The 21,340-nt window shown below is 22.6% G+C and carries 27 protein-coding genes; 21 read left to right on the top strand and 6 right to left on the bottom strand.

Annotated features, from left to right (window positions below; all coding sequences use genetic code 4):
• The first annotated feature begins 196 nt into the window (after positions 1–196).
• From SPIRDC1_RS08700 to rlmB, 3 genes are all read left to right on the top strand, one after another.
• Complete coding sequence (locus SPIRDC1_RS08700) at positions 197–928, top strand: hypothetical protein (RefSeq protein ID WP_174481453.1); 732 nt, start codon at positions 197–199, stop codon at positions 926–928.
• 135 nt (positions 929–1,063) lie between these two features.
• Positions 1,064–2,395 carry a cysteine--tRNA ligase gene (gene cysS / locus SPIRDC1_RS08695; protein ID WP_174481452.1) on the top strand — a complete coding sequence of 444 codons (1,332 nt, stop codon included), beginning with the start codon at positions 1,064–1,066 and terminating at the stop codon, positions 2,393–2,395.
• Between the two features lie 12 nt (positions 2,396–2,407).
• Positions 2,408–3,148, top strand: coding sequence for a 23S rRNA (guanosine(2251)-2'-O)-methyltransferase RlmB (rlmB, locus tag SPIRDC1_RS08690; protein WP_174481451.1), 741 nt, complete (start codon positions 2,408–2,410; stop codon positions 3,146–3,148).
• A 76-nt stretch (positions 3,149–3,224) separates the two neighbouring features.
• Here rlmB and SPIRDC1_RS08685 read toward each other — a convergent pair whose 3' ends face one another.
• The gene (locus SPIRDC1_RS08685; RefSeq protein WP_174481450.1) at positions 3,225–3,665 is read right to left on the bottom strand and encodes a hypothetical protein; all 441 of its coding nucleotides are present in this window, start codon (positions 3,663–3,665) and stop codon (positions 3,225–3,227) included.
• Positions 3,666–4,025: 360 nt separating this feature from the next.
• Between SPIRDC1_RS08685 and SPIRDC1_RS08680 the strand changes: the two genes are divergently transcribed.
• From SPIRDC1_RS08680 to SPIRDC1_RS08605, 16 genes are all read left to right on the top strand, one after another.
• The gene (locus tag SPIRDC1_RS08680; protein ID WP_174481449.1) at positions 4,026–4,901 is read left to right on the top strand and encodes an ankyrin repeat domain-containing protein; all 876 of its coding nucleotides are present in this window, start codon (positions 4,026–4,028) and stop codon (positions 4,899–4,901) included.
• A complete protein-coding gene (locus tag SPIRDC1_RS08675) occupies positions 4,874–5,131 on the top strand; it encodes a hypothetical protein (RefSeq protein WP_174481448.1) in 258 nt (85 codons plus the stop codon). Before SPIRDC1_RS08680 ends, SPIRDC1_RS08675 begins: the two co-directional genes overlap by 28 nt.
• A gap of 107 nt (positions 5,132–5,238) precedes the next feature.
• Positions 5,239–5,391 (top strand): hypothetical protein, encoded by a 153-nt coding sequence (locus tag SPIRDC1_RS08670; protein WP_174481447.1) that lies wholly within the window; start codon positions 5,239–5,241, stop codon positions 5,389–5,391.
• Positions 5,373–5,786: a hypothetical protein gene (locus SPIRDC1_RS08665; protein WP_174481446.1), complete on the top strand. Its 414-nt coding sequence runs from the start codon at positions 5,373–5,375 to the stop codon at positions 5,784–5,786. Before SPIRDC1_RS08670 ends, SPIRDC1_RS08665 begins: the two co-directional genes overlap by 19 nt.
• 202 nt (positions 5,787–5,988) lie before the next feature.
• Complete coding sequence (locus SPIRDC1_RS08660; RefSeq protein WP_174481445.1) at positions 5,989–7,731, top strand: hypothetical protein; 1,743 nt, start codon at positions 5,989–5,991, stop codon at positions 7,729–7,731.
• A gap of 22 nt (positions 7,732–7,753) precedes the next feature.
• Positions 7,754–8,998, top strand: a complete 1,245-nt coding sequence (locus tag SPIRDC1_RS08655; RefSeq protein ID WP_174481444.1) for a replication-associated recombination protein A — start codon at positions 7,754–7,756, stop codon at positions 8,996–8,998.
• A 21-nt stretch (positions 8,999–9,019) separates the two neighbouring features.
• Complete coding sequence (locus SPIRDC1_RS08650) at positions 9,020–10,351, top strand: hypothetical protein (protein WP_174481443.1); 1,332 nt, start codon at positions 9,020–9,022, stop codon at positions 10,349–10,351.
• Between the two features lie 54 nt (positions 10,352–10,405).
• Positions 10,406–11,521: a hypothetical protein gene (locus SPIRDC1_RS08645; protein ID WP_174481442.1), complete on the top strand. Its 1,116-nt coding sequence runs from the start codon at positions 10,406–10,408 to the stop codon at positions 11,519–11,521.
• 166 nt (positions 11,522–11,687) lie between these two features.
• A complete protein-coding gene (rpmG, locus tag SPIRDC1_RS08640; RefSeq protein WP_174481441.1) occupies positions 11,688–11,837 on the top strand; it encodes a 50S ribosomal protein L33 in 150 nt (49 codons plus the stop codon).
• 11 nt (positions 11,838–11,848) lie between these two features.
• Positions 11,849–12,280, top strand: a complete 432-nt coding sequence (secE, locus tag SPIRDC1_RS08635) for a preprotein translocase subunit SecE (RefSeq protein WP_174481440.1) — start codon at positions 11,849–11,851, stop codon at positions 12,278–12,280.
• Positions 12,281–12,299: 19 nt separating this feature from the next.
• On the top strand, positions 12,300–12,932 hold the full coding sequence (gene nusG / locus SPIRDC1_RS08630; protein WP_174481439.1) for a transcription termination/antitermination protein NusG: 633 nt from the start codon (positions 12,300–12,302) through the stop codon (positions 12,930–12,932).
• Between the two features lie 190 nt (positions 12,933–13,122).
• On the top strand, positions 13,123–13,569 hold the full coding sequence (gene rplK / locus SPIRDC1_RS08625) for a 50S ribosomal protein L11 (protein ID WP_174481438.1): 447 nt from the start codon (positions 13,123–13,125) through the stop codon (positions 13,567–13,569).
• A gap of 1 nt (position 13,570) precedes the next feature.
• Positions 13,571–14,251 carry a 50S ribosomal protein L1 gene (rplA, locus tag SPIRDC1_RS08620; protein ID WP_174481437.1) on the top strand — a complete coding sequence of 227 codons (681 nt, stop codon included), beginning with the start codon at positions 13,571–13,573 and terminating at the stop codon, positions 14,249–14,251.
• A 176-nt stretch (positions 14,252–14,427) separates the two neighbouring features.
• Positions 14,428–14,808, top strand: coding sequence for a hypothetical protein (locus SPIRDC1_RS08615; protein WP_174481436.1), 381 nt, complete (start codon positions 14,428–14,430; stop codon positions 14,806–14,808).
• Between the two features lie 19 nt (positions 14,809–14,827).
• Positions 14,828–15,193, top strand: a complete 366-nt coding sequence (locus SPIRDC1_RS08610) for a hypothetical protein (protein WP_174481435.1) — start codon at positions 14,828–14,830, stop codon at positions 15,191–15,193.
• Between the two features lie 377 nt (positions 15,194–15,570).
• Positions 15,571–16,029: a hypothetical protein gene (locus tag SPIRDC1_RS08605; RefSeq protein WP_174481434.1), complete on the top strand. Its 459-nt coding sequence runs from the start codon at positions 15,571–15,573 to the stop codon at positions 16,027–16,029.
• 2 nt (positions 16,030–16,031) lie between these two features.
• Here SPIRDC1_RS08605 and SPIRDC1_RS08600 read toward each other — a convergent pair whose 3' ends face one another.
• The gene (locus tag SPIRDC1_RS08600) at positions 16,032–17,153 is read right to left on the bottom strand and encodes an Mbov_0401 family ICE element transposase-like protein (RefSeq protein WP_174481433.1); all 1,122 of its coding nucleotides are present in this window, start codon (positions 17,151–17,153) and stop codon (positions 16,032–16,034) included.
• 300 nt (positions 17,154–17,453) lie between these two features.
• Here SPIRDC1_RS08600 and SPIRDC1_RS08595 point away from each other — a divergent pair, with 300 nt between their 5' ends.
• The gene (locus SPIRDC1_RS08595; RefSeq protein ID WP_174481432.1) at positions 17,454–17,621 is read left to right on the top strand and encodes a DUF3761 domain-containing protein; all 168 of its coding nucleotides are present in this window, start codon (positions 17,454–17,456) and stop codon (positions 17,619–17,621) included.
• Between the two features lie 18 nt (positions 17,622–17,639).
• Entirely contained in the window at positions 17,640–17,876 is a 237-nt protein-coding gene (locus SPIRDC1_RS08590; RefSeq protein WP_174481431.1) for a hypothetical protein, read from the top strand.
• 93 nt (positions 17,877–17,969) lie between these two features.
• Here the strand turns inward: SPIRDC1_RS08590 and SPIRDC1_RS08585 are convergent, their stop codons facing one another.
• From SPIRDC1_RS08585 to SPIRDC1_RS10380, 4 genes are all read right to left on the bottom strand, one after another.
• Positions 17,970–20,003 carry a hypothetical protein gene (locus tag SPIRDC1_RS08585; RefSeq protein WP_174481430.1) on the bottom strand — a complete coding sequence of 678 codons (2,034 nt, stop codon included), beginning with the start codon at positions 20,001–20,003 and terminating at the stop codon, positions 17,970–17,972.
• Positions 19,954–20,766 carry a hypothetical protein gene (locus SPIRDC1_RS08580; protein ID WP_174481429.1) on the bottom strand — a complete coding sequence of 271 codons (813 nt, stop codon included), beginning with the start codon at positions 20,764–20,766 and terminating at the stop codon, positions 19,954–19,956. Before SPIRDC1_RS08580 ends, SPIRDC1_RS08585 begins: the two co-directional genes overlap by 50 nt.
• 154 nt (positions 20,767–20,920) lie before the next feature.
• On the bottom strand, positions 20,921–21,196 hold the full coding sequence (locus SPIRDC1_RS08575) for a hypothetical protein (RefSeq protein ID WP_174481428.1): 276 nt from the start codon (positions 21,194–21,196) through the stop codon (positions 20,921–20,923).
• 17 nt (positions 21,197–21,213) lie between these two features.
• Positions 21,214–21,336, bottom strand: a complete 123-nt coding sequence (locus SPIRDC1_RS10380) for a hypothetical protein (protein WP_255496166.1) — start codon at positions 21,334–21,336, stop codon at positions 21,214–21,216.
• Between the last annotated feature and the right edge of the window lie 4 nt (positions 21,337–21,340).

The following is a 21,340-nucleotide window of genomic DNA, read 5'->3' as shown; positions in this document are numbered from 1 at the left end:
AAAATAATTATTTAATTAAAATTTCTGATATTTTTTGTAACATTTTTAAATTTATCTCTTTATTGAGAATATATTAAATTAATAGTAATTTTTTAATATTACTATTTTAATTTTAATAGCATGTTTATTTTTATTGATATAGAAATCATGTAAAATGATTGTATTAAAATAATTAAAGATTAGGTGGTAAAGATATATGAAGAAATTACTAAGTAGTCTAGCAGTAGTAACTTTAATTGGAGTAACAAGTATAAGTGTCATCACTTGTGATGGAGAAAGACCTTCACCAGTAGAAAAAACTGATTTAAATACAGTTATTATTAAAAAGGAATTAGGTATTATTTACATTGGTCAATTGGACAAACCAAATAAGTCTGAAATTTTAAAAGCCATTAAAGATAAAAATAAAGAAGCAATTGATCTAACTGAAGATGATTTTGATATTAAAAGTTTTATTGACACTACAAAAATTATTATTAATGGTAAAGGTACTTATAAAAACGAAGTTTCTTTATCTTGTACTATTACTAATTTTAAAAAAATTTCTAATTGAGAAGATAATAATGGTGAAGTTCATGCTCTAGTAAATATTAATGGTGTGCTTTATGTGGGAACATCAATTGCTAATAAAAAGGGAAATTTATATAAAATAAATACTAATGATATTAATGCTAAGATTGAGCCAGTTTCTACTTGAAATAATACTAATGGTGAAGGAAAAATATATAAAAGTAAAGCTGATAAAAGTTTTGGATTGATGCTTGGTTGAGAGAGTACTAATGGTGCAGTTTGAAGTTTAACAAATATTAATGATCCTATTTATATAGGAACAATAACTTCTGCTAATAAAGGAAATTTATATATAACTGAAAAAAATAAAAACATAAAAATGATATCTATCAAAAATTATGAAATTTCAAATAATTAATACTTTTTTAATTATTAATGATTCTCTTTGTTAAAGAGAGTTTTAAATTTAAAAAATTATTTTGTTACAGATTGATATTCTTTAAAGTATAATAGAGTATATGAAAACTAAACTTTATTAAGAAGGGTTAATTAAATGATTAAAATTTATGATAGTTTTTCACAAAGATTGCAGCTGCTTGCCCCTAGCAAAAAGCAAGTTAATATGTATTTATGTGGTCCTACTGTTTATAACTATATTCATGTTGGTAATATTCGTGGTGTGCTTGTTTTTGATGTTTTACATCGTTTGTTAATTCATCAAAATTATAAAATAAATTATGTTCATAATATTACTGATATTGATGATAAAATTATTAAGAAAGCTGCGGATTTAAAAATAACAGAACAACAAGTTACTGAAAAATATACGTTAGCATATTATGAAGACTTAGAAAAATTAAATATTATTTTTCCTACAAAATTACCAAAAGTAAGTGAATATATTTCAAAGATTATTGAATTTATTAATAAATTAATTATTAAAGATTATGCATATGTTACGGCTGGTGATGTTTATTTTAAAGTTAATAAGTTAAAAGATTATGGAAGTTTGGCACATAAAAATATTGAAGATTTAATTCCAAATTTTAGAATTAAAAATTTAGTTACTAAAGAAAATAATCTAGATTTTGCTTTGTGAAAATCAACAACAATAGGTATTAGTTGAAATAGTCCGTGAGGAAAAGGAAGACCTGGTTGACATACTGAGTGTGCTTGTTTTGTTGAGGATTTATTTAATGGTCAAACTATTCATTTACATGGTGGTGGTGTTGATTTAAAATTTCCTCATCATGAAAATGAACGAGCTCAATTTGTTGCAACTAATAATAAAAAAATGTCAAATATTTGATGACATAATGGTCATGTTAATATTGCTAATGAAAAAATGTCAAAATCTTTAAATAATTTTATTTTGGTTAAAGAATTTTGTCAGCAACATCACCCGAATGTATTGCGATATTTAATATTAAATCGTGATCATCAACAACCAATTGATTTCAATAAGGAAACAATTGAAAACGGATTAGTGTCAACAAAAAAATATGAAAATGTTTTAAAACAATGAACATATCAAATATTTATTAACAATATAATATGTAATAATAATCATCATTCAATTTATTATCAACAAATTATTAAAAATTTATCAAATAATATTGATACAACTAATACTATTACTTTAATTGAAAATATGATTAAAAAATTAAATGAAGCACTTATTAAAAAAAATTTTAATGAAAAATTTCAAGAAATTTTTTATACTTTTACCTTTGCTTTAAAAATATTAGGATTTTATTTTAAAGTTGGTAATTATTCTGAAAAGATTAAAAATAAAATTAAAATATGAGAACAACTAAAAAAGGAAAAACAATACCAAGAAGCTGATAAAATTCGTCAAGAATTAAAAGATTTGAATATTATTTAAAGGAGCAAAATTATGGCATTACAATATATTTATGGTTATCACCCTATTATTGCTGCATTATCAACATCATCATTAATAAAAATTAAAAAAGTTTTTTTAGTTCAAGATAAGTACCAAGAATTAAAAAAAGATTTAAAAAGTGTAAATATTCCTTATGAAATTATTAGTTTACAAGCAATGAATAATCTATTAGGTACTACTAAACATCAAAATATTGCTGCTAATGTTAAAGACTATCAATATTTTTCTTTTGACGAATTAATTAATATTGGTTCAACATCTAAATTTTTAAGAATTTTAATTTTAGATCGTATTTCTGATCCACATAATTTTGGTTCAATGTTAAGAATTGCAGCGGGTAATGACTTTGATCGTGTAATTGTTTTAAATCGTAATCAATCTGAAATAAACGGTGCAGTTGCAAAGGCTGCAGCCGGTGCTCTAAGTATTATTCCAATTTGTCAAGTTAATAATTTAACTTCCGCAATTAATAATTTACAAGAAAAATATAAATTTTGAATTTTGGCTGGTGCTAAAACAGCAAAAGCAATTGATTATTTTAATATTGATTGTAGTAGCAACTTAGCATTAATTATTGGTAATGAAGGTGAAGGAATAAGTCCAAAGTTATTAAAACATACCGATTATATTGTTCAAATACCAATAAGTCCAAAAATAGAATCATTTAATGCTAGCGTTGCTTGTGGTATTATTGCAAACTATATTTACGTTGAAACGTTAAAATTATCGTAAATTTTAAGAACCTATATTTTTTGATAATATTTAAATTTATGAAAAAATAATATTTTATTTTTTTAAAAAGATACTTTTATATTTTAGGTGTAAATGTTTTTTCTTTATTTATTAGATTTGGTTCTGAAAATTTTCATTTTTTTTCTTTTAAATTTTTGCATATATTTATTTGATCAATTAAATGGTTTTCTAATTCTTTACAATTGTTTTTAATATTTGTATAGTCAGAATTTATCTTATTTATTTTATTATTAATATATTTGTTTTTATCTTTAATTCAAAAAGTAAAAAATTTAATAAAAAAATTTTTATATTTATTTATTTTACTTTTTTCTAATTGTTCTATTTTTATTGTTATTTTCTTTTCTAACATTTCTTCCAAAGGTCAAATTTTTGAACTTAGTTCTAAAATATCTGAAGAAAGTAATATTATTTTAGAAGTGTTATTATTTTCATTAGTTAATTTCTCTAATTCTTTATCTTTTTCTTCACTTAATTTTTTTAATTTTGATAACATTTTTTGTTCATTATAGAAGAAAAAAACTCGCTATTTTCAATGTCTGTACTGTTATTACTTGGATAATGATTTTTTCTACGTTTAAATAAGTTTTTTAAAATATTTAAATACATCTGTTTCACATTTTCCTTTCAAAATAAAAAAACTCATTTACTTTTTATGAAAGTAATGAGTTAAAAATCTATTATTAAGTTTTATAAATATTATATATTATTATAAAATTTATTTGTTAAAGTAACTATTAACATAAAGTTGAAAATAACATAAGTAGTTTATTGTTCTTTAAATTAATCAAATATGTAATGTCAAAAAATTACAAAAATAATTATTTTTTATTTTTGAAAGGAAAATGTGAATAGTATGCAACTAGTAAATGAACTGTTAATTGAAACAGTTGAAGTTGGTGATTTGGAAGCACTTAAAGTTTTATTGGAAAATGGTGCTGATGTTAATTATGAAGATCGAGATGGCAATACCTCTTTAATGCAAACTGTTGAATATGGTTTTTTGGAGGTAGTTAAAGTTTTACTAGAAAATGGTGCTGATGTTAATTATGAAAATAGATATTGTTATACATTTTTAATGTGAGTTGCTGAAATTGGTGATTGGGAGATAGTTAAGATTTTATTGGCTAGTGGTGCTGATGCTAATTATAAAAATCGAAATGGTAATACCTCTTTAATTTTAGCTGCTGAAAATGGAAGAATTGAAATTTTTAATATTTTATTATTATACAAAACTCATGTTTATCATAAAAATCAAGGTGGTTTTACTGCTTTAACTTGCTCTATTAAAAATAAAGATTTAATAATAAAAACATTTAAAGAATTTCTAAAATTTAAAAATGAAATAATGATTTCTAAAGGAAATTGTTATGAAAAAATAATCTATATTATAAAGGGAGATGATGATAGTTGATTAGAAAAAGAAGAATCAGTAATAGATTCATTAGAATATTTGCAAAATGAAATTAAAAAATTAAATGAAAAAAATAATTCAAATATTGAAATTTTTTGACAAAAAGAAGTTATTAATAGTTTAGTATTTGATGAACTAAATTATTCATTACTACGTATAGCGGTAATAAATGATTGACAAAAATTAGTAACTTATTTAATTAACAAATGACCAATTGATATTGATTATAAAGATAACTCAGGAAATTCAGCATGAAATCACACTTGTTTACTATTACAAAAAAAATTGCTTTGACAATTAAAAATTATGATCAGTTAACTATTGAAAATAAAATGTTTTTAAAAGATTTTTTTAGTTTATCATCAAATTGAAATCAAAATCAAGAACAGGAAATTGACAAAGTGGCTAATGAAACTAGAAGAGAAATATTTAAGTATTACATACCACAAACAGAAGTAGAAATCGTTAAAGATAAGATAAATTTGTTAGATTCATCATCAATAGTGACTAAAACAACTATTAAACGTGATTATGGATTAAATATATAATATTAAAAATTTCAAAGTTAAATACTAATACATCATAACTTTAAATAATTAGTTGATTAGTAATTCATAATTAGTTTGTTATTTGAAATATTTAGGAGGACTTAATTATGAATGATAATGAATTGATTTATTTGTATTGTATTGAAAACAATGAATTTGCTTTTAATTTTTTATATAAAAAATATGAATTGAAAAATGATTTTTTTTACGAAATATTATTAAAAAGTTTTTTGCTATTCCTTTGGAAACAAATGATTTAAAATCAATTTTTTATTTTATTTTTTTAAAGGCAATTTTTAAATTTCAAGAAAGAAAAAACAAGTCATTTCAAAATTTTTTATATTATGAAGTAAAATGAGGAGTATTTACTTATGTTAAAAGTTTTTTAAATAATAATCATAAAATTATTAATTGTGCCTTAAAATATAATGATTATTTATATGAAAAAAATGATTGTGAATATACTTCATTTTTGGAAGAAGTTATTAGTATTACAAATTTTACTACTAATGAAAATGAAGTTTTAAGATTAAAGCGAAGAGGATATAATGTTCATCAAATTATGAAAAAATTAAATTTAAGCTATAAGCAAGTTGATAATGCTTGAACACGAGTAAAGTTAAAATTAAAAAATAGTTACAAAAAATATATTTAATAAAAATTACTATGATAGAATTAAGATAACAATAAAATTTATATTTTAATTTTATTTATTTTATTTTTTTAATTTTAAAAATTAATTTATAAGTTTTATTGTTATATTATTATTTATATAATTTAGCTTTTGCTTTGTAGTGATTTTTTAATCATTATAAAGTTTTTTTATGTTTTATTATCGATTTTTGGTGGAGGAAATAATGTATAAAATTGGTATTAATCAAAATGAAAAATCAAATTATAAGCAAAAACCTAATGTTAAGCAAGAAAAAAAACATTGGTTTAAAATTTTTTCTTTGTTATTTGTTGTTGTTTTAATTATTACTACTATGATTTTAATAATTGCAAATAATCAATGAAATAGTGGCATAAATACTAATAATTCCAACAACTGAAATCCTAATCAAGATAAAAATTGAGAAGATTATTATAAGAATAATTGTCCAACAAATAAAAAATATAATTTGATAGATTACAAGGATAAAATAAATAATATTAGTTTAATATCTACTGATAAAAAACTAAAAATTTTTTATCTTAGTGATTTATTAAAAAAGATTGATAATGTGTTACAAACAAATAAAATAGATATTCCTAATAATTTTTTTGTACATTTACCAGTAAATCCAACTATTAATATTAAAATTAATGATGAAAATGCACTTAAAAATAATTTTTCAATAAAAATAACATCTTATAAAGAAAAAATAAAACAATTTAAAATTGAAATGAGTGTTAATCAATTTGGTAGTAATTATGGTTTGCTTCCTTGTGACTTAAATTTTAATTTTAGTGTTGAAAATGATGTTATTCCAGAAAAATTTAATATTTTTGATTTAGACAATAGAATTACAATTCCATCACAAACAATAGTAATGTCAGATGCTACAAAAGGAACTAAAAATGAAATAGAATCTCAAGTCAATAAAATTATTGAAGAGAAATTTTTAGAAGAAATTAATAAAGAAAAATCATTATCAGATAAAGTAACAAAAAGTGATTTTGTTATTAATTATGATTCAATAAAAAATTTTGATAATTATATGATAAAAAAGAAAATAACAGTTGTTATTTGTGCTAAAAATAGTAGTGAAATTATTAAAGATCAATTAAATATTAATTTTAATGTTCAAGGTAGTTGAACAAAAAAATCATTATCTGTTATTAAAACAGTATTGGAAAATGATGAAAGTGTTATTAATCAATTAATAACTATTGAAGATAATACTAATGTTAGCAAAGTGGATATTGATAATCATATTGCTTTCCTTGTTAGTAAAAAAATAAATGAGTTTGGTAAGCAAAAATGACATCAAGATTTTAATGATCAAGATTATATTATTACTAGTAATGCGATTACTGGAAATTATCAAAAACCAAAATCTATAATAGTAACAATTGTTGGTAAAAATCAATTGCAAGATACTATCGAGTTTTCAATAAATATTCAATGTCAAAATAAAGAACCAAATGAAAAAACCTTTAAAAATAACAATTTTAATGTTAAAGATTTAAATTCTATTGATTTATATCCAAATGTTCTTCCTAGTGGTGTAATATATCCAATTACTTTTAAAGATAATTCTATTTCACTTATTTCACTATTATTTCAAGAAGCTATTAATGATATGAATAATTTTTCTCCTACTAATGACATTAATTTAGAAATGAATATAGGAATTAATATTGATGGCGATAACTATCAAATTCATTTTCAAAAAACAATTAATTTTGATATCATAAAAAAGATAAATAATATTGAACTTGTTAGTGTTTCTGAACAAAATGATAAATATCAGCACTTAAAAAACATTGGTCTCATTATTAAATATGATGATGATAAAGAATATAAAATGCTTCAATCCTTGGATGTTAATATTAAAAATAATAATTTAACCTTTATTAATTTTAGTTCTATTGTTAAAATAACTTCACGACGTTAAATTAAAAACAAAGGTGATGAGTATGGATAAGCCACTAGCAACAATATTAAGACCAACTACTGTTAATGATATAATTGGTCAAAGTCATTTGATAAATGATAAAAATGGAATTATTAATCGAATATTAAATCAGAAGTTTTTAACATCATTAATATTTTATGGTAATCCAGGAACAGGCAAAACCACTATTGCTCAAGCACTAGCTAATGATTTAAAATGTGAATTTGGAGTATTTAATGCTACCATTGATAAAAAAGAAAATTTAGAAAAATTAATTAAAATAGCACAAAATACTAAACCTTATATAATTATAATTGAAGAAATACAACGCATGAATCGTGATCGTCAAGATTTATTATTACAATATTTAGAACATGGCAATTTTATTTTAATGGCTTGTACTACTGAAAATCCTTATTTTGTAATTAATCCAGCTTTACGAAGTAGATGTCTATTATTAGAATTAAAGCCAATTAGTAATGAAGAAATGTTATTAGGCTTAAAAAAAATAATTACTAATAATTCATTTTTTAATTTTAATATTAGTGATGAAATTTTAGAAAAAATCTGTAATTTAGCAACCGGTGATTTACGAATAGCAATTAATATTTTAGAAATATTAATAAAATTATATCCTAATGAAATCATAACTATTGATATTATTAATGCTATTATGCCTAAAGCAAGTAATTGAAATGCTAAAGAGGGAAATGAACATCATGATTTAAAGTCAGCATTACAAAAATCAATTAGAGGCAGTGATGTTAATGCTGCTTTGCATTATTTAGCAAGGTTATTAGCAACTGGTGATTATGAAGCTTTATTAAGAAGAATGTTGATTATTGTTTACGAATATATTGGGCTTGCTAATCCTGCTTTAGCAATTAGGGTAAAAACTGCTATTGATACTTTTCGTCAAATTGGTATGCCCGAAGGTATAATTCCACTTGGTTTAGTAGTTATTGAAATGGCACTTAGTGAGAAATCAAATAGTGCTAATTTGGCAGTACAAAAAGCATATAGTGATGTTTTACAAGGAAAAATATATCCAATTCCTGATTATTTGAAGCATAATTGATCTAAAACATTAAAAAAATCAGTAGGTAAAGGTAAATTATATAAATTTCCACATGATTATGCTAATGATTATGTACAACAACAGTATTTACCAACAAAGTTAAAAGATACGAAATATTATCAACCAAAACTCCATAATATTTATGAAAAAAAATTAAATGAAATTTATAATAGATTTACTAAAAAATAAAATTCTGAGGTGCAAAATAGAATGTTAAAAAATAAACATTTATGGTTGGGACTTAGTTTAACATTAGCAACCACTAATATTGTTGCTAACACTAGTATTACTAATAATTTAACAAGTATTAATAAATTAAAACAAGAAAATAAAAATAAAACTGAAATTAATGAAGTCGTTACTAATACTACGTATGGTAATTTAAGTAATAGTACTATTTTAAATAGTCAAGATAAAGACGGAATATATCATCTTTTTGATATTAAAAGCATTATTGATAATCCAAATTTAGAACCTTATGTAAAAGAAATTTATATTGATAATTTTAAATTAACTTATAACCCTGAAAAGATAAATAAAGATGTTATTAATGAGTTTAATAAAGAAATTGCTGCTATTAATTATAAAGAAGAACAATTAACAAGTACTAATGATTTGCAAATTTTTCAAAAACAAAACTTGAGCAAAATATCAACAACAGCTTATATTTCAAATAAAAAGTCTAAAAGTAATTTTACTTTTATTCAATTTGGTGGTGCTAATACTCATATATCATTAACTGGAAGAAAAGGTATTGTTGATGTAATTAAGAACTATGATAATTTAAGTGAAACATTGGGATTATATTATATTGCTCAGTCTCATTCAAAAAATAGTAGGGGAATTTGTCTTGACTTTGTTAAACAATTTATTACTAAAAGTAGTTTAAAAAATAATGAAAGCATTGCAGAAAAAATTTCTGAAAATATTTTCAATAATATGATTGATAGTCCAAATTTAGAATCTGTTATTAATAATTTTTCAATTGAAAATAATAGTAAAAAAATAAGTATTAGATATTTAGTTGACAGTAATGGTAATATTATTAGTGTTGGATATTTACAATATGATAGCAAAAATTTGGATACTAATAATAATTTAACATTAAGTCATAGTTTTCCAAAAGATGGAGGAAAACTAATAGATTATAATTCAGAAATAACTACGCTTTTAAAATGAAGTGATTATGCTTATTCATGAAATAATTTTATATTTTTATATCCAACAATTTTTTCTAATTCGACAGACAGTATAACTTATAGTGTTATGAATAATACAACAACAATTAAAAGTAATGAACTAAATTTTAATACCAAAAAAATTCAAGACAAAGATAATCAATTACCAGTTTGACGAGTAGTAAATCAGCCACCTGCAGGTCATAAATCACAAGGATTAGTTATTTATATATTTATGTGACATGATGAAAACACTATATATCAACAACTTAGAAGTAGTTCTATATCTCGTGCTTTTGATATTGGGCCATCTTTCTCAATAAATATTAGTAGATGAACAATTAGTAACATTATTAATGAATAATTATGTATTATTTTATCAATAAAATTAAAAATTTAATTTAAAACTACTTTAACTATGAAAGGAATAAATAAAATGAAAATAAATAAAGAAGAAACATGAACAGAAGTACAATGAGCGTTGAATAATCTTCATGGTCCAATTAGAGCAGGAGCATTAAGTGCACAAAATTGAAGTAATACGACAACAGGAGTTCTACTAACAATAGCAGGACTTAAGTCTGTTACTAGGGATAGTAATATTGAAAAACGTTACCAATTAATTAAAAGTGGAGTAGCTGATATGTTATATGCTGCATTTGGTGGTTGAGTTATTTGACAAGCATATAATTTAAATGAAACTGGTGGTAGTACAACTACCGAACCAAATTTACCTACTTTTCCTACTTTACCACCAAATGATGAAAGACTTTATTCTGAAATTGCTGAACAATTAACAGAAGATGCTGTAAGTAATGAATTAACTCCAGAAATGATTTCTATTGCATTAAATAAATTATTTACTGGTACAAATGGATTAGTTAAAGTGCTTAGTGGAATATCAGGTTTTGATTTATATAAAATTCAAAAAGTAACAAAAACTATTGAATACTTAAAATCACTTACTACTTTTGCAACTGCAGGCATTAACTTTACAAATGGTAATATTGTGGGAGGAAATTTAATGTCAATTTCAGCAATGATGGATGTTAGTCACACATATTTTTCTACAATGAGTAAATCTAATACTTCAAATAGTAAAGAGGAAATTATTATAAAAATTATTAATGAAAGAAAAGAACACATTACGAAAAGTTTTTCTTTATATAAAGGTATTTTAAGTAATAAAGATTTAAAGGAAATATATGAGTATTTAGAAAAAAATAATTGAGATAAGTTTGAAATGAGACATTCAGATAAAACAATTCCTAGTTTTGTTAAACCCGGAAAAATAAAAGATTGAAGACCAACATTGACAAAGTTTAAAGAATGAATAGATAATTATACTCCCGAAAATAAAAAGGTGGAATTAGTAGCGGAGATTGAAGATAGTAGTCAACGAGAAAGAATAAAGTTAAAAATTCCTGATTATGAGTTTGAACCGGAATTTGTTACAAATTCAAATAATGATATGCCAGAAGTTATCATAGAACCCAATGAAAGACAACCACTTTTAGGAAGTATTAATAGTTAATAAGTTAATAAAAATTATTTTTTCTTGTACAATTATTTTAGAAATGATGAATTTTAAAGAAAGATTAAAAATTTAACTTTGTTTTTAAAATAAAAATATTTTAAAATTGACACTTATTTTAAATAATAATATAATTAAAAATGGTTAAATTTTCTAGGTGAATTTAATGAACGAAAAAATAATTTTAATTTGTACTGTATGTTTAAATCGTAATTATCATACATACAAAAATAAGATTAAATATAAAGAGCGTATGGAACTAAAAAAATATTGTGAACATTGTCAAAAACATACTTTACATAAGGAATCACGTTAGGAGAAATTTTCATGAGTGCAGAAGACAAATCAAAAGAAAAACCAAAAATTAATCCTGAAAAATTGGCTCTTTTAAAAAGTAAATTTAATATTTTACGTAAAATTAAACCTTTAAGAACAAAAAGAACTTCTGAAGGAAAACCAAGTTTTGATCCACGAACAGCCGATAAAAATAAAAAGGTTAATATTAGCGAAATTTGAGAAAAAGAACGTAAAAATCGTACGCCTGAAGAACGTTTTTATTATAAAAAAGAAGCGAGAACTTATCATAAATATTTTTTCTTATACTTATCAAGAGAAATTAGAAGAACTCGTTGAACACCAAGAAAACAATTAAATAATAAATTTATTACAACAGTATTATTTATTGCTGTCTTAGCACTATTCTTTTATGGAATTGAGCAGTTATTACTATTTGTATTACCTTTATTAAAAATAATGTAAAAAATGGAGATGCCAAAAAATGAGCGAAAGAATAAAAAAAGAAACCCCTTTAGTGAAAACTACATCATTAGAAGAAACACATAAACATCGAATTGAGCAAGCACAATGATATATTGTTAATTGTAACAAAGGTCATGAAGATAAAGTTGCTGCTGATTTGAAAAATAAAATTGAAAAAAAATTAAATTTAAAAGATAATATTTTTCAAGTTAGGGTTGTTAAAGAAGCAATACCAGATAAAGATAAAAAAATAACTGAAAAAAATATTTTTCCGGGTTATATTTTTGTTCATATGATTTTAACCGAAGATACTTGATATGATATTCGTAATACAACAGGTATTAATGGATTTATTGGTTCTAGTGGTAAGGGTGTACCACCAACTCCACTTTCTACTAAAGAAGTTAATGAAATGTTATATCGTAATTCTAAAAATTCATCACAACCTAAAGTTAAAGAGACAAAAAAAATTATTCGTGATTTTGAGTTGAATGATTTTGTTCATATTACTTCTGGTGCTTTACAAGGTCGAGAAGGACAAGTTATTAAATTAGATGAAGATAAGGGTGTTGCAACAGTTTCTGTTGATATGTTTGGTCGTCAAACTGAAATTAAAGTAGAATATGATAGTTGTAAAAAAATTAAAGTTTAGTTTAAACTATTTAATTTTTATGTAAAATAAAATTAAAATATATTTGACTACTAATTATAATGATGTTATTATTTGTAAAGTACTATTTATATATATATATATAAATATAAATAGACTTTAATTATGTTTAAACTTGTGGAAGATTTATTCGTTTGGACCACAGTGAGAATCCATTTAGGAGGAGTTGCTCATGGCAGATAAAAAAAATATTAATCGTGAAGGTATTATTCAATTACCAGCTGGTAGTGCCAAACCAGGTGCTAGTTTAGCATCATTTGGTATTGATATGCCACGTTTTTGTAGAGAATTTAACGATAAAACCAAAGATCAAAAAGATGATGTTAATCCGGTTCCAATTCCAGTTTTTATTACAGCATATAAAGATAAAACTTTCGACTTTAAAATAAAAACTGCACCAACAACATTTCTTTTAAAAAGAGCATTGAAACTTGCAAAAGGTTCATCAAATGCTAAATTAACAAAAGTAGGAACACTTACTATTGCTCAAATTACAGAAATTGCTCAAATTAAATTACCTGATTTAAATGCTTATTCTTTAGAAGATGCAATTAAAATTGTTGCAGGAACAGCCAAGAATATGGGCATTACTGTTGAAGATGGAAAGCAAGGTGTTTAATATGAATAGAAGTAAAAGATATCTTGCAGTTGCAAAATTAGTTAATAACACTAAAGTTTATCCAATTGATCGTGCTTTAGAATTAGCTAAACAAACTTCATCATTAAAATTTGATGCAACAGTTGAAGCAGCATTTCGTTTAAATGTTGATCCAAGACATGCTGATCAAATGTTACGTGGTTCTATTGTTTTACCAGCAGGAACTGGAAAAACACAACGTGTTTTAGTAATAACTACTACTAAACAAAAAGGGGCAATGGAAAGTCAAGCTGATTTTGTTGGTGGTAAGGAAATGATTGAAAAAATTCAAAAAGGTTGATTTGATTTTGATGTTATTATTGCAACACCCGAAATGATGGGTGAATTAGGAAAAATTGGTAGAGTATTAGGACCAAAAGGATTAATGCCTACAGCAAAACTAGGAACAGTAACAATGGATGTTCAAAAAGCAATAGCTGATATTCGTAAAGGTAAAGTTGAATATCGTGTTGATAAACAAGGTAATATTCATGTTATTCTTGGTAAAGTATCATTTGCACAAGAAGGGTTAAAAGATAATTATTTAGCAATTCTTAACACTTTAAGAAAAGTTAAGCCTGCAGCAGTTAAGGGCGCTTATATTAAAAATATAAGTATTACTACATCAATGGGCCCTGGTATTAAAGTATTAATTGAAGAATAATATAATAATAGAAAAAATCATTAGTAAAAGTACTAATGATTTTTTTATGTTTTTATTCATAATTTTTTTATTATTTAAAAAAATTTTACGCTATAATTTATTTATTGTGATAATACCAATTAATACGTTATTTTGGTAAAACAATAAAATAATTAGGTAGTAAAGGAGAAACCTTAATGAAAAATCTTATAAATCTTTTTAAGAAACAAAATTGAGGAATAAAAATTGGCTTTGCCTCACTGGTAATTAGTTTGCTTTGTTTAGCATTAGGACTAATTTTAATTGCAACAGCCAATTTTAAAGCCCCAAGTGGAGGAAGTTCACAATATGCTGGAAATGGCTTTCATGCTATTTCTATATGAGGACTTGATAGTTTTTTAAGCAAAGCTGGCTATGATCAAATGTGAACAGATGCTACTAGTGATAAGCTTTTAACTTATCCTCTTGCGCAAGTAGTTGTCGGAATTGTATTTACAGTAATTTTAACTGCTATCTTTCTTGGTGTTAGTGTTTTATCTTTAATATTTGGTTATTTTAAACGTTGATTATATTCTTAGTGTTTAGTAAGTGTTAAATATGAATAAAAATGTAGAATATAAAAAAGTTACATCTTGGGATTGAAAGCAAAAACTAGGATTATTCTTATTCATTTTAACTTTGTTTTTTCTAATAATTAGTTTAATATTATTTGGAACAGCTATTTTTAATGATCATTATAATAATTTTCTTGGTAACGGTTTTTGAAGTTTAAAACACTATGGTATTATTAATTTGTTTTATAATTGAGATCAACTAGATATAGAAGCGGGTAAAAATACTTATGTTTCTCATCCTTTTGAACAAGTTTATTTTGCAATTATTTTTTTAATTATTATTGTACCAATATGTTTTGTTCTTGGAGTTAGTTTATTAGTTAGAGGATGATGAAAGTCAAGAATTTAATATATAGTTACTTCATAAATTTATTTATAGTAAAATTTAATAATCATTATTTCATTAAAAAGGGTGTATTATGATGTTTAATTCTAAAAAAATAATTGTTTTTTTACGGTGGGGTAGTTAGCCCTAAATACTGGACCACTTTTGGATAGACAGTTTTAAATTTTTGGGAGATTGTCAAAAATCCGGAATAAATTAAATCGTTGTAGTGTTATTATAAATTTAGACAAGAAATAATTTGGATTTTTATGAAATTGTATAAATTGTATTGAAATTGTATTTAAATAATATAATTTTTTTAAAAATATTGCAACTAAAATACTTATAATTAAATTTAGTAAGTGCTAAACTTATGGAATAATGTTAAGGAGAATTTAAAAATGAAAATTAAAACACTTAAAAAATTACAGTTAATAACTGTATCATTATTTATTTTAACTATTTTAACTTTAATTATAGGATTGTGATTAATAGGTTTATTTCATGGAAAAGAAGTAGTAATCTCGAAAGATATTTCTTTACATAAAATTTTAAAAAAAATATTTAAATATAATGGTTTTATATTATGAAGTAAATATAGTTTATATTATATTTTAAGTAATAATAATATTTCTCTTAAAAATTTTGGAAACTATTATACTGTTCATAATTATTATCATTATTCTTTATTACAATTTAAAATTGGAATTATTTTTTGTGAGATTTTAGTACCAATTTTAATATTTATAACTATATTATTAATTTTATGAATAGTTTATTTAAAAATAAAAATTAAAAATAAAAATTTTTGAGACTTTATTGCAAATTGTGAAATAATCAATAATTACTACATTCATTAAAACTATGTTTCTAAATTTATCTTATTACATTTAAAAATAACCATTTTAATATAAATTAAAATATTATATGTTCTATTACCAAGCATTTCTTTTAAAACATGCCAAATATTAGTTTCAGTAAAGCAACCAATATTTCATTTCTTACTTTGATTTTCAATACCTTGTTTATTATTTTTAAAATATTTTTTCTTTAATTTTTTATGATTTTCTAATTGGTTATATAAATAATCAATTAATTGTTCATAATTACCATTATTAATTAAATTTTTACAGTGATTATATTCTTTTAAATATTTTCCTTTATTTCCAGCCATTATTCCAAGATATAATGTTCTAATTAAATGGAATTTATCTAAAACAAACTGTGCACCTAAATAATCTGCCAAATCTTTAATTCATCCTGCATTATCACCACAAATAATAATTTTTGCTTGTTCAACATTTTCATAAAATTTTTTACAATGTTCTTTAACAAATTCAGCAGTTTTTTTAACACCAATTGATGTTCTTGTTGGTCTTATAATTGCTTTTACTCTTTTATTTTGTACTTTATGATTAATATTATCTGTATATGTTACTATTAAACGCATAGAGTGTTTTATACCTTTACGTTTAAAATTTCAAAATTTTCGATGTCCATCATCAATTGCTACAAAAATAGGTTGATTTTTTTCTAATTTTACTTTTACTGGATTTGCTTCAATTACTTCTAAATTTTTAAAAACTCTATGAACAGTACTAACACTAATACCTGCTTTTTTACAAATAGCACAAATATCATGATATCTTTTTCCATCAGCAAAATATTCAATAATAGTTTGTTCAACATCTTCACTAATTCTTTTATATTTAGGTAATTCTAGTCATTCATCAACAAAACAAATGCGAACTCATTTTTGTAATTTTTCATCAAAATATTCATAAATTCTTCTTTTATAAGTTACTAATCCATACATTATTTTTCTTGTTCGATATTGATAATCAACAATTTTATATTTCTTTTTATCTCTTGTATTTTTTATTCTTCAATCTCATTTTTCTCATTTTTTTGTTATATGTTCTAAAACTAATTTATCAATTTTTGCACTTTGTTCTCTAAAATTTCATTTATAATTAAAATTCACATTTACTTCTCCTAACTATTTTAAAAAAATCTAAATTTATTGTAAATATTTTTAAAAAATTAATTTACTTGTTTATTATATACATATATAAGTGTAATTTAAAATTAAATTAAAATTATTTAAAAAACAACTTTCATATTTAAAATATAATAAACAATTTCAATATAATTAATAGTATAGGTATCACAAAATAAACACCTTGTATTTAGGCGTTATTTTGCATTTAAAAGCATACTTGTAAAAATAATCAAAAATAGTACAATTTATAAGTAAAATCAAGGAAAAAAGGAGTAATTTGATATGAAAAAAATTATGACAACGATTTTATATCTTGCATCAATACCATTATTTTCTATAAGCACTTATCGATGTTCATTAACAGGACATACTATTGAATGTAATGATGGTACTTGAACTAATAGTCATGGTAAAGGTGCATGTTCATGCCATGGCGGAATAAAAAAATAAGATAAGGAGTAATTAAACATGAGTGAACAAAATATAGAATTAAATTATGCTAAAAATATAGCAAAACAAAGAAAAACACAAAGAAATATATTTATTGGATTATTTTCATTTATGACAATATTATTTATTATTTCAGCAACAGCATTAGGACTTGCATGTAAAGATGGAAGACAAAAATTAAGTTTTTATTTAGGTCATGATTATACAGCGTACTGGGGGGGCTGGGAAAACTATATGAGAAACAAAAACTGATAATGCAAATAAAATAGATTTATATTTTAGTATTAAACCGCTTCTTAATTCTGATATAAAATGAGATGGAATTTATCCTGATGGATATTTTGATAATTAAATTTGAATATTTATATATGAAATATTTTCACTATATTTATCAAATAAATTAATGTTTTTTAAATTTATTTCTTGTTTATTGGTTATTAAAATTAAATCATAATTTCCAGAACCAAATATGCCACTAATTTCAATCCGATTTAAGTTATTAATCGGATTTTCAATTTTTAACTCAAATTCACTATTATTATCAATTTGTGAAATTTCTTTATAAAATTCTAGTTTAGAAAATAATTGAGATTTATTTGAACCATATAAATTTAAAGCATTTTCAATTTTATTATTACTAATAATTACTCTTGTAAAATACTTTCCATATTCACCATTTCCTAATGTTCAATCAGCAGGAATTAATGACGGTATATTATTGCTTTCTAACTCGTTTGTGATAGATAATCAGTTAAATTGGTTATCATCTAGTTTGAATAATTCATTTTGACTAATGTCATTATTTTTTAATTTAATATTATTGATATCTGTAAAATCAAAATATACAGATTTTAATATAACTTTTATGTCTTTGAATTTTCATATTTCTTTATCATTTGGTTTTATTGGACTTGATTTTAATTCAAAATAATAAGGTAATAAAATCTTATTATCATCATTTAAACCTTTATTAATTGATAATGATGAATAAATATTTTTTGATAACATAATAAATATTTGTTTAAATATTTTTATTTGCTCTAAGTTAATATAATTTGGATATTCAAACTCTCATTGTTTAAATAAATTAGTAATTATTTCATCTGGTTTTTGTCCTTCAAATTTTTCACGTAGTGTTGCAATATCATTTTTTGGTTTGCCTTTATCATCATACAAAGCACCATCAAAATTTCTATTGTAGTTATATGTATAACTTAACATATCTAATAATAGTTTCTGTAAACTATCAATTGGTGGTTTGTCACTTATTTCAACTTCAATATCATCAAATTTATCATATGTAGCAATACTTGTATATTCTTTTCCAATTGGACCACTTTGAATTTTTCATACCTCTTTATCTTTAAGTTCTTTCTTTTCTTTTAATGGTCATTCTCCAAAAGAATAGGAACTTAAAAAATATCCTAATCAAGCATGTGTAACTCTTGCGTTTTTAATTATTTCTTTTCTTGTTCCTTTACCCCCACCAATAGCAATTAAATCTAAAACTGATTTTTCTTGTCCTATAAATTGTTTTGCAAGATTTCAAGGTAATATTTGTTCACTAAATCATTGTTGTAATATTCTAACTTTTGGTTGAGTTTCAATAGGCATTGATAACAGCGGAAATGCTATCTTATCTTTAACAAATAACTTTGGGTATACTTCCATATTGTCAACTTCACCAAGTACCTTTATATTGCCAAAAATCATGCTTCTAGGAGCTTTAATTTTTAAACCGATAACTTTTGTATCTTTATCTAATGGTTTTTGTAATTTAATAATAATGGGATAACCATCTCTTGTTTTAAAATCTTTAATTTTAATAATAGTAATACTTTTAGTACTTCTTGTTTTTAGATTTTGATAAGGTTGTGAATAATTATTAATTATATATAAGTTATCTATATTATTTTCAGTTAATGGTTCATTAATAGATACTGCATATAACTTAAATTGATTTAATAAATTTATTTCTTGAAATATTAAATTTTTAATATCAGTCATACTATATTCAATAGTATTATCATTAATATTTGTGCTAGCTCTTTGATTTAATTGCATAGTAAAGTCTGATGTTTCAACAGCAGTAGTTTTTAAAACTTTATCAATATTAATAAAACCTATTTTAATAGTATTTGCTGAAAATTTTAAACTATTATTTTCATTATTTTTAAATAAACGTTCAATTTCATAAATATAAATTGTTCTTTTTTTAAATTCATCGTATGCTCTATTAATATCTGGGTCACTAGTAGCTCTCATCATATTTGTAAAATCATAAGGAATATTATCAATTAAATAATCATTTTCTATTTCTGCTTGATTAAGCTTAGTTTGTTTCTGTGGAAACTTCGTTTGTGGTTTGTTGTTGTTTTCCATTGTTTTCTCCTATTAATTGGTTATTTTCGGGGTTAAATAATTTTAATTTAACAGTTAAGTTATTAATTTCTTGTTCATCATTAATATTAAATGTTTTACTATTTAATAAATCTTTATCTAAACGTACTAATATTTGAATAAATTTAAGAATATCAATATTAAATTGCCATAATTTTTGTTCAATATAATTAATGGTTGAAATATTTACAGCTGTACTTTCGGGAACTGATTGTTGTGCAGATTTCTTTTGACTTGGTATATGAATACCACAACGTTTAAATATTTCATTAACATTTCAATCATATATATCAGTTAAATTTTTACCTTTAAAATTACTATTTGTCATATTGATATTTTCGTTTTGTTCATTATTATCTCCACCACTTTTAAATATGTAATTTTTAGTAACTAATGTTCTTACTGCTTCTTCTAATGTTGATTGAACATTACCATAAGTTTGACTAAATATAAATTTAGGTGAATTTAAAATGGTATCTAAAACAATTTGTTCATAAATAACATCTAATGCTTTAATTTTATCCATTACTTTATTACAATCTGCTAATTCATTTGCTTTATTTCGCATAATTGCTATTGGAATATAATTAATATTTAGTGTTTGTTCTTGCTCTAAATTTGGATTATTAATGTATGATTTAAAAGGTAATGGAAATTGTTTTTTATTATCACTAATACTATAAATTGCACGATTAATAGTTACTTGTTCATTATTTAGTGTATAAACTTCAAATAATCTTACCATTTGTGCATTTTGTTCATAACTATCATAAAAAATAGTACATTGAATTAATTTACCAGTAATATTATAAACTCTTTGTTGTATATCTACTACTTGAAAATATAAGTCATCATTTGCAATATAAATTAAATAACCACTAATTCCTAATTTGCTTAATTTAAAAATAGAATTTCAATTTTTTTCTATAAAATTCTTGCTGAATTAAGTATTTTTTAATAGTTTCATTATTAATTTCTAATGGAGCATTATATAAATTAGCATTATTTTCTGCTACAAAATCAGTGAAATAAGTTTCATGGTTAAAGTCATTAAAACCAAAATAATTTAAAATAGAAGCATGTGTACTTTTATTTTTATTAGTTAAAAATTTTACTTTTTCATTTTGATTATCACTAATATTATTTTTATCTTTTCTAAAAAATCTACCTAACATAATATTCACCACCTTTCTTAAAATATTTGATTAATTTTAAATACAATTTTTACAATAATAAATATAATTAAACCAGCAGTTGCAGAAGATAATAAAACTCCAATTAAACTTAAAATAATTTTTATAATTTTAAAAAACATAATA

The organism is Spiroplasma endosymbiont of Danaus chrysippus (assembly GCF_902809815.1).
Lineage (GTDB): Bacteria > Bacillota_I > Bacilli_A > Mycoplasmatales > VBWQ01 > Spiroplasma_E.
This window is presented reverse-complemented; position numbering and strand designations above follow the sequence as displayed.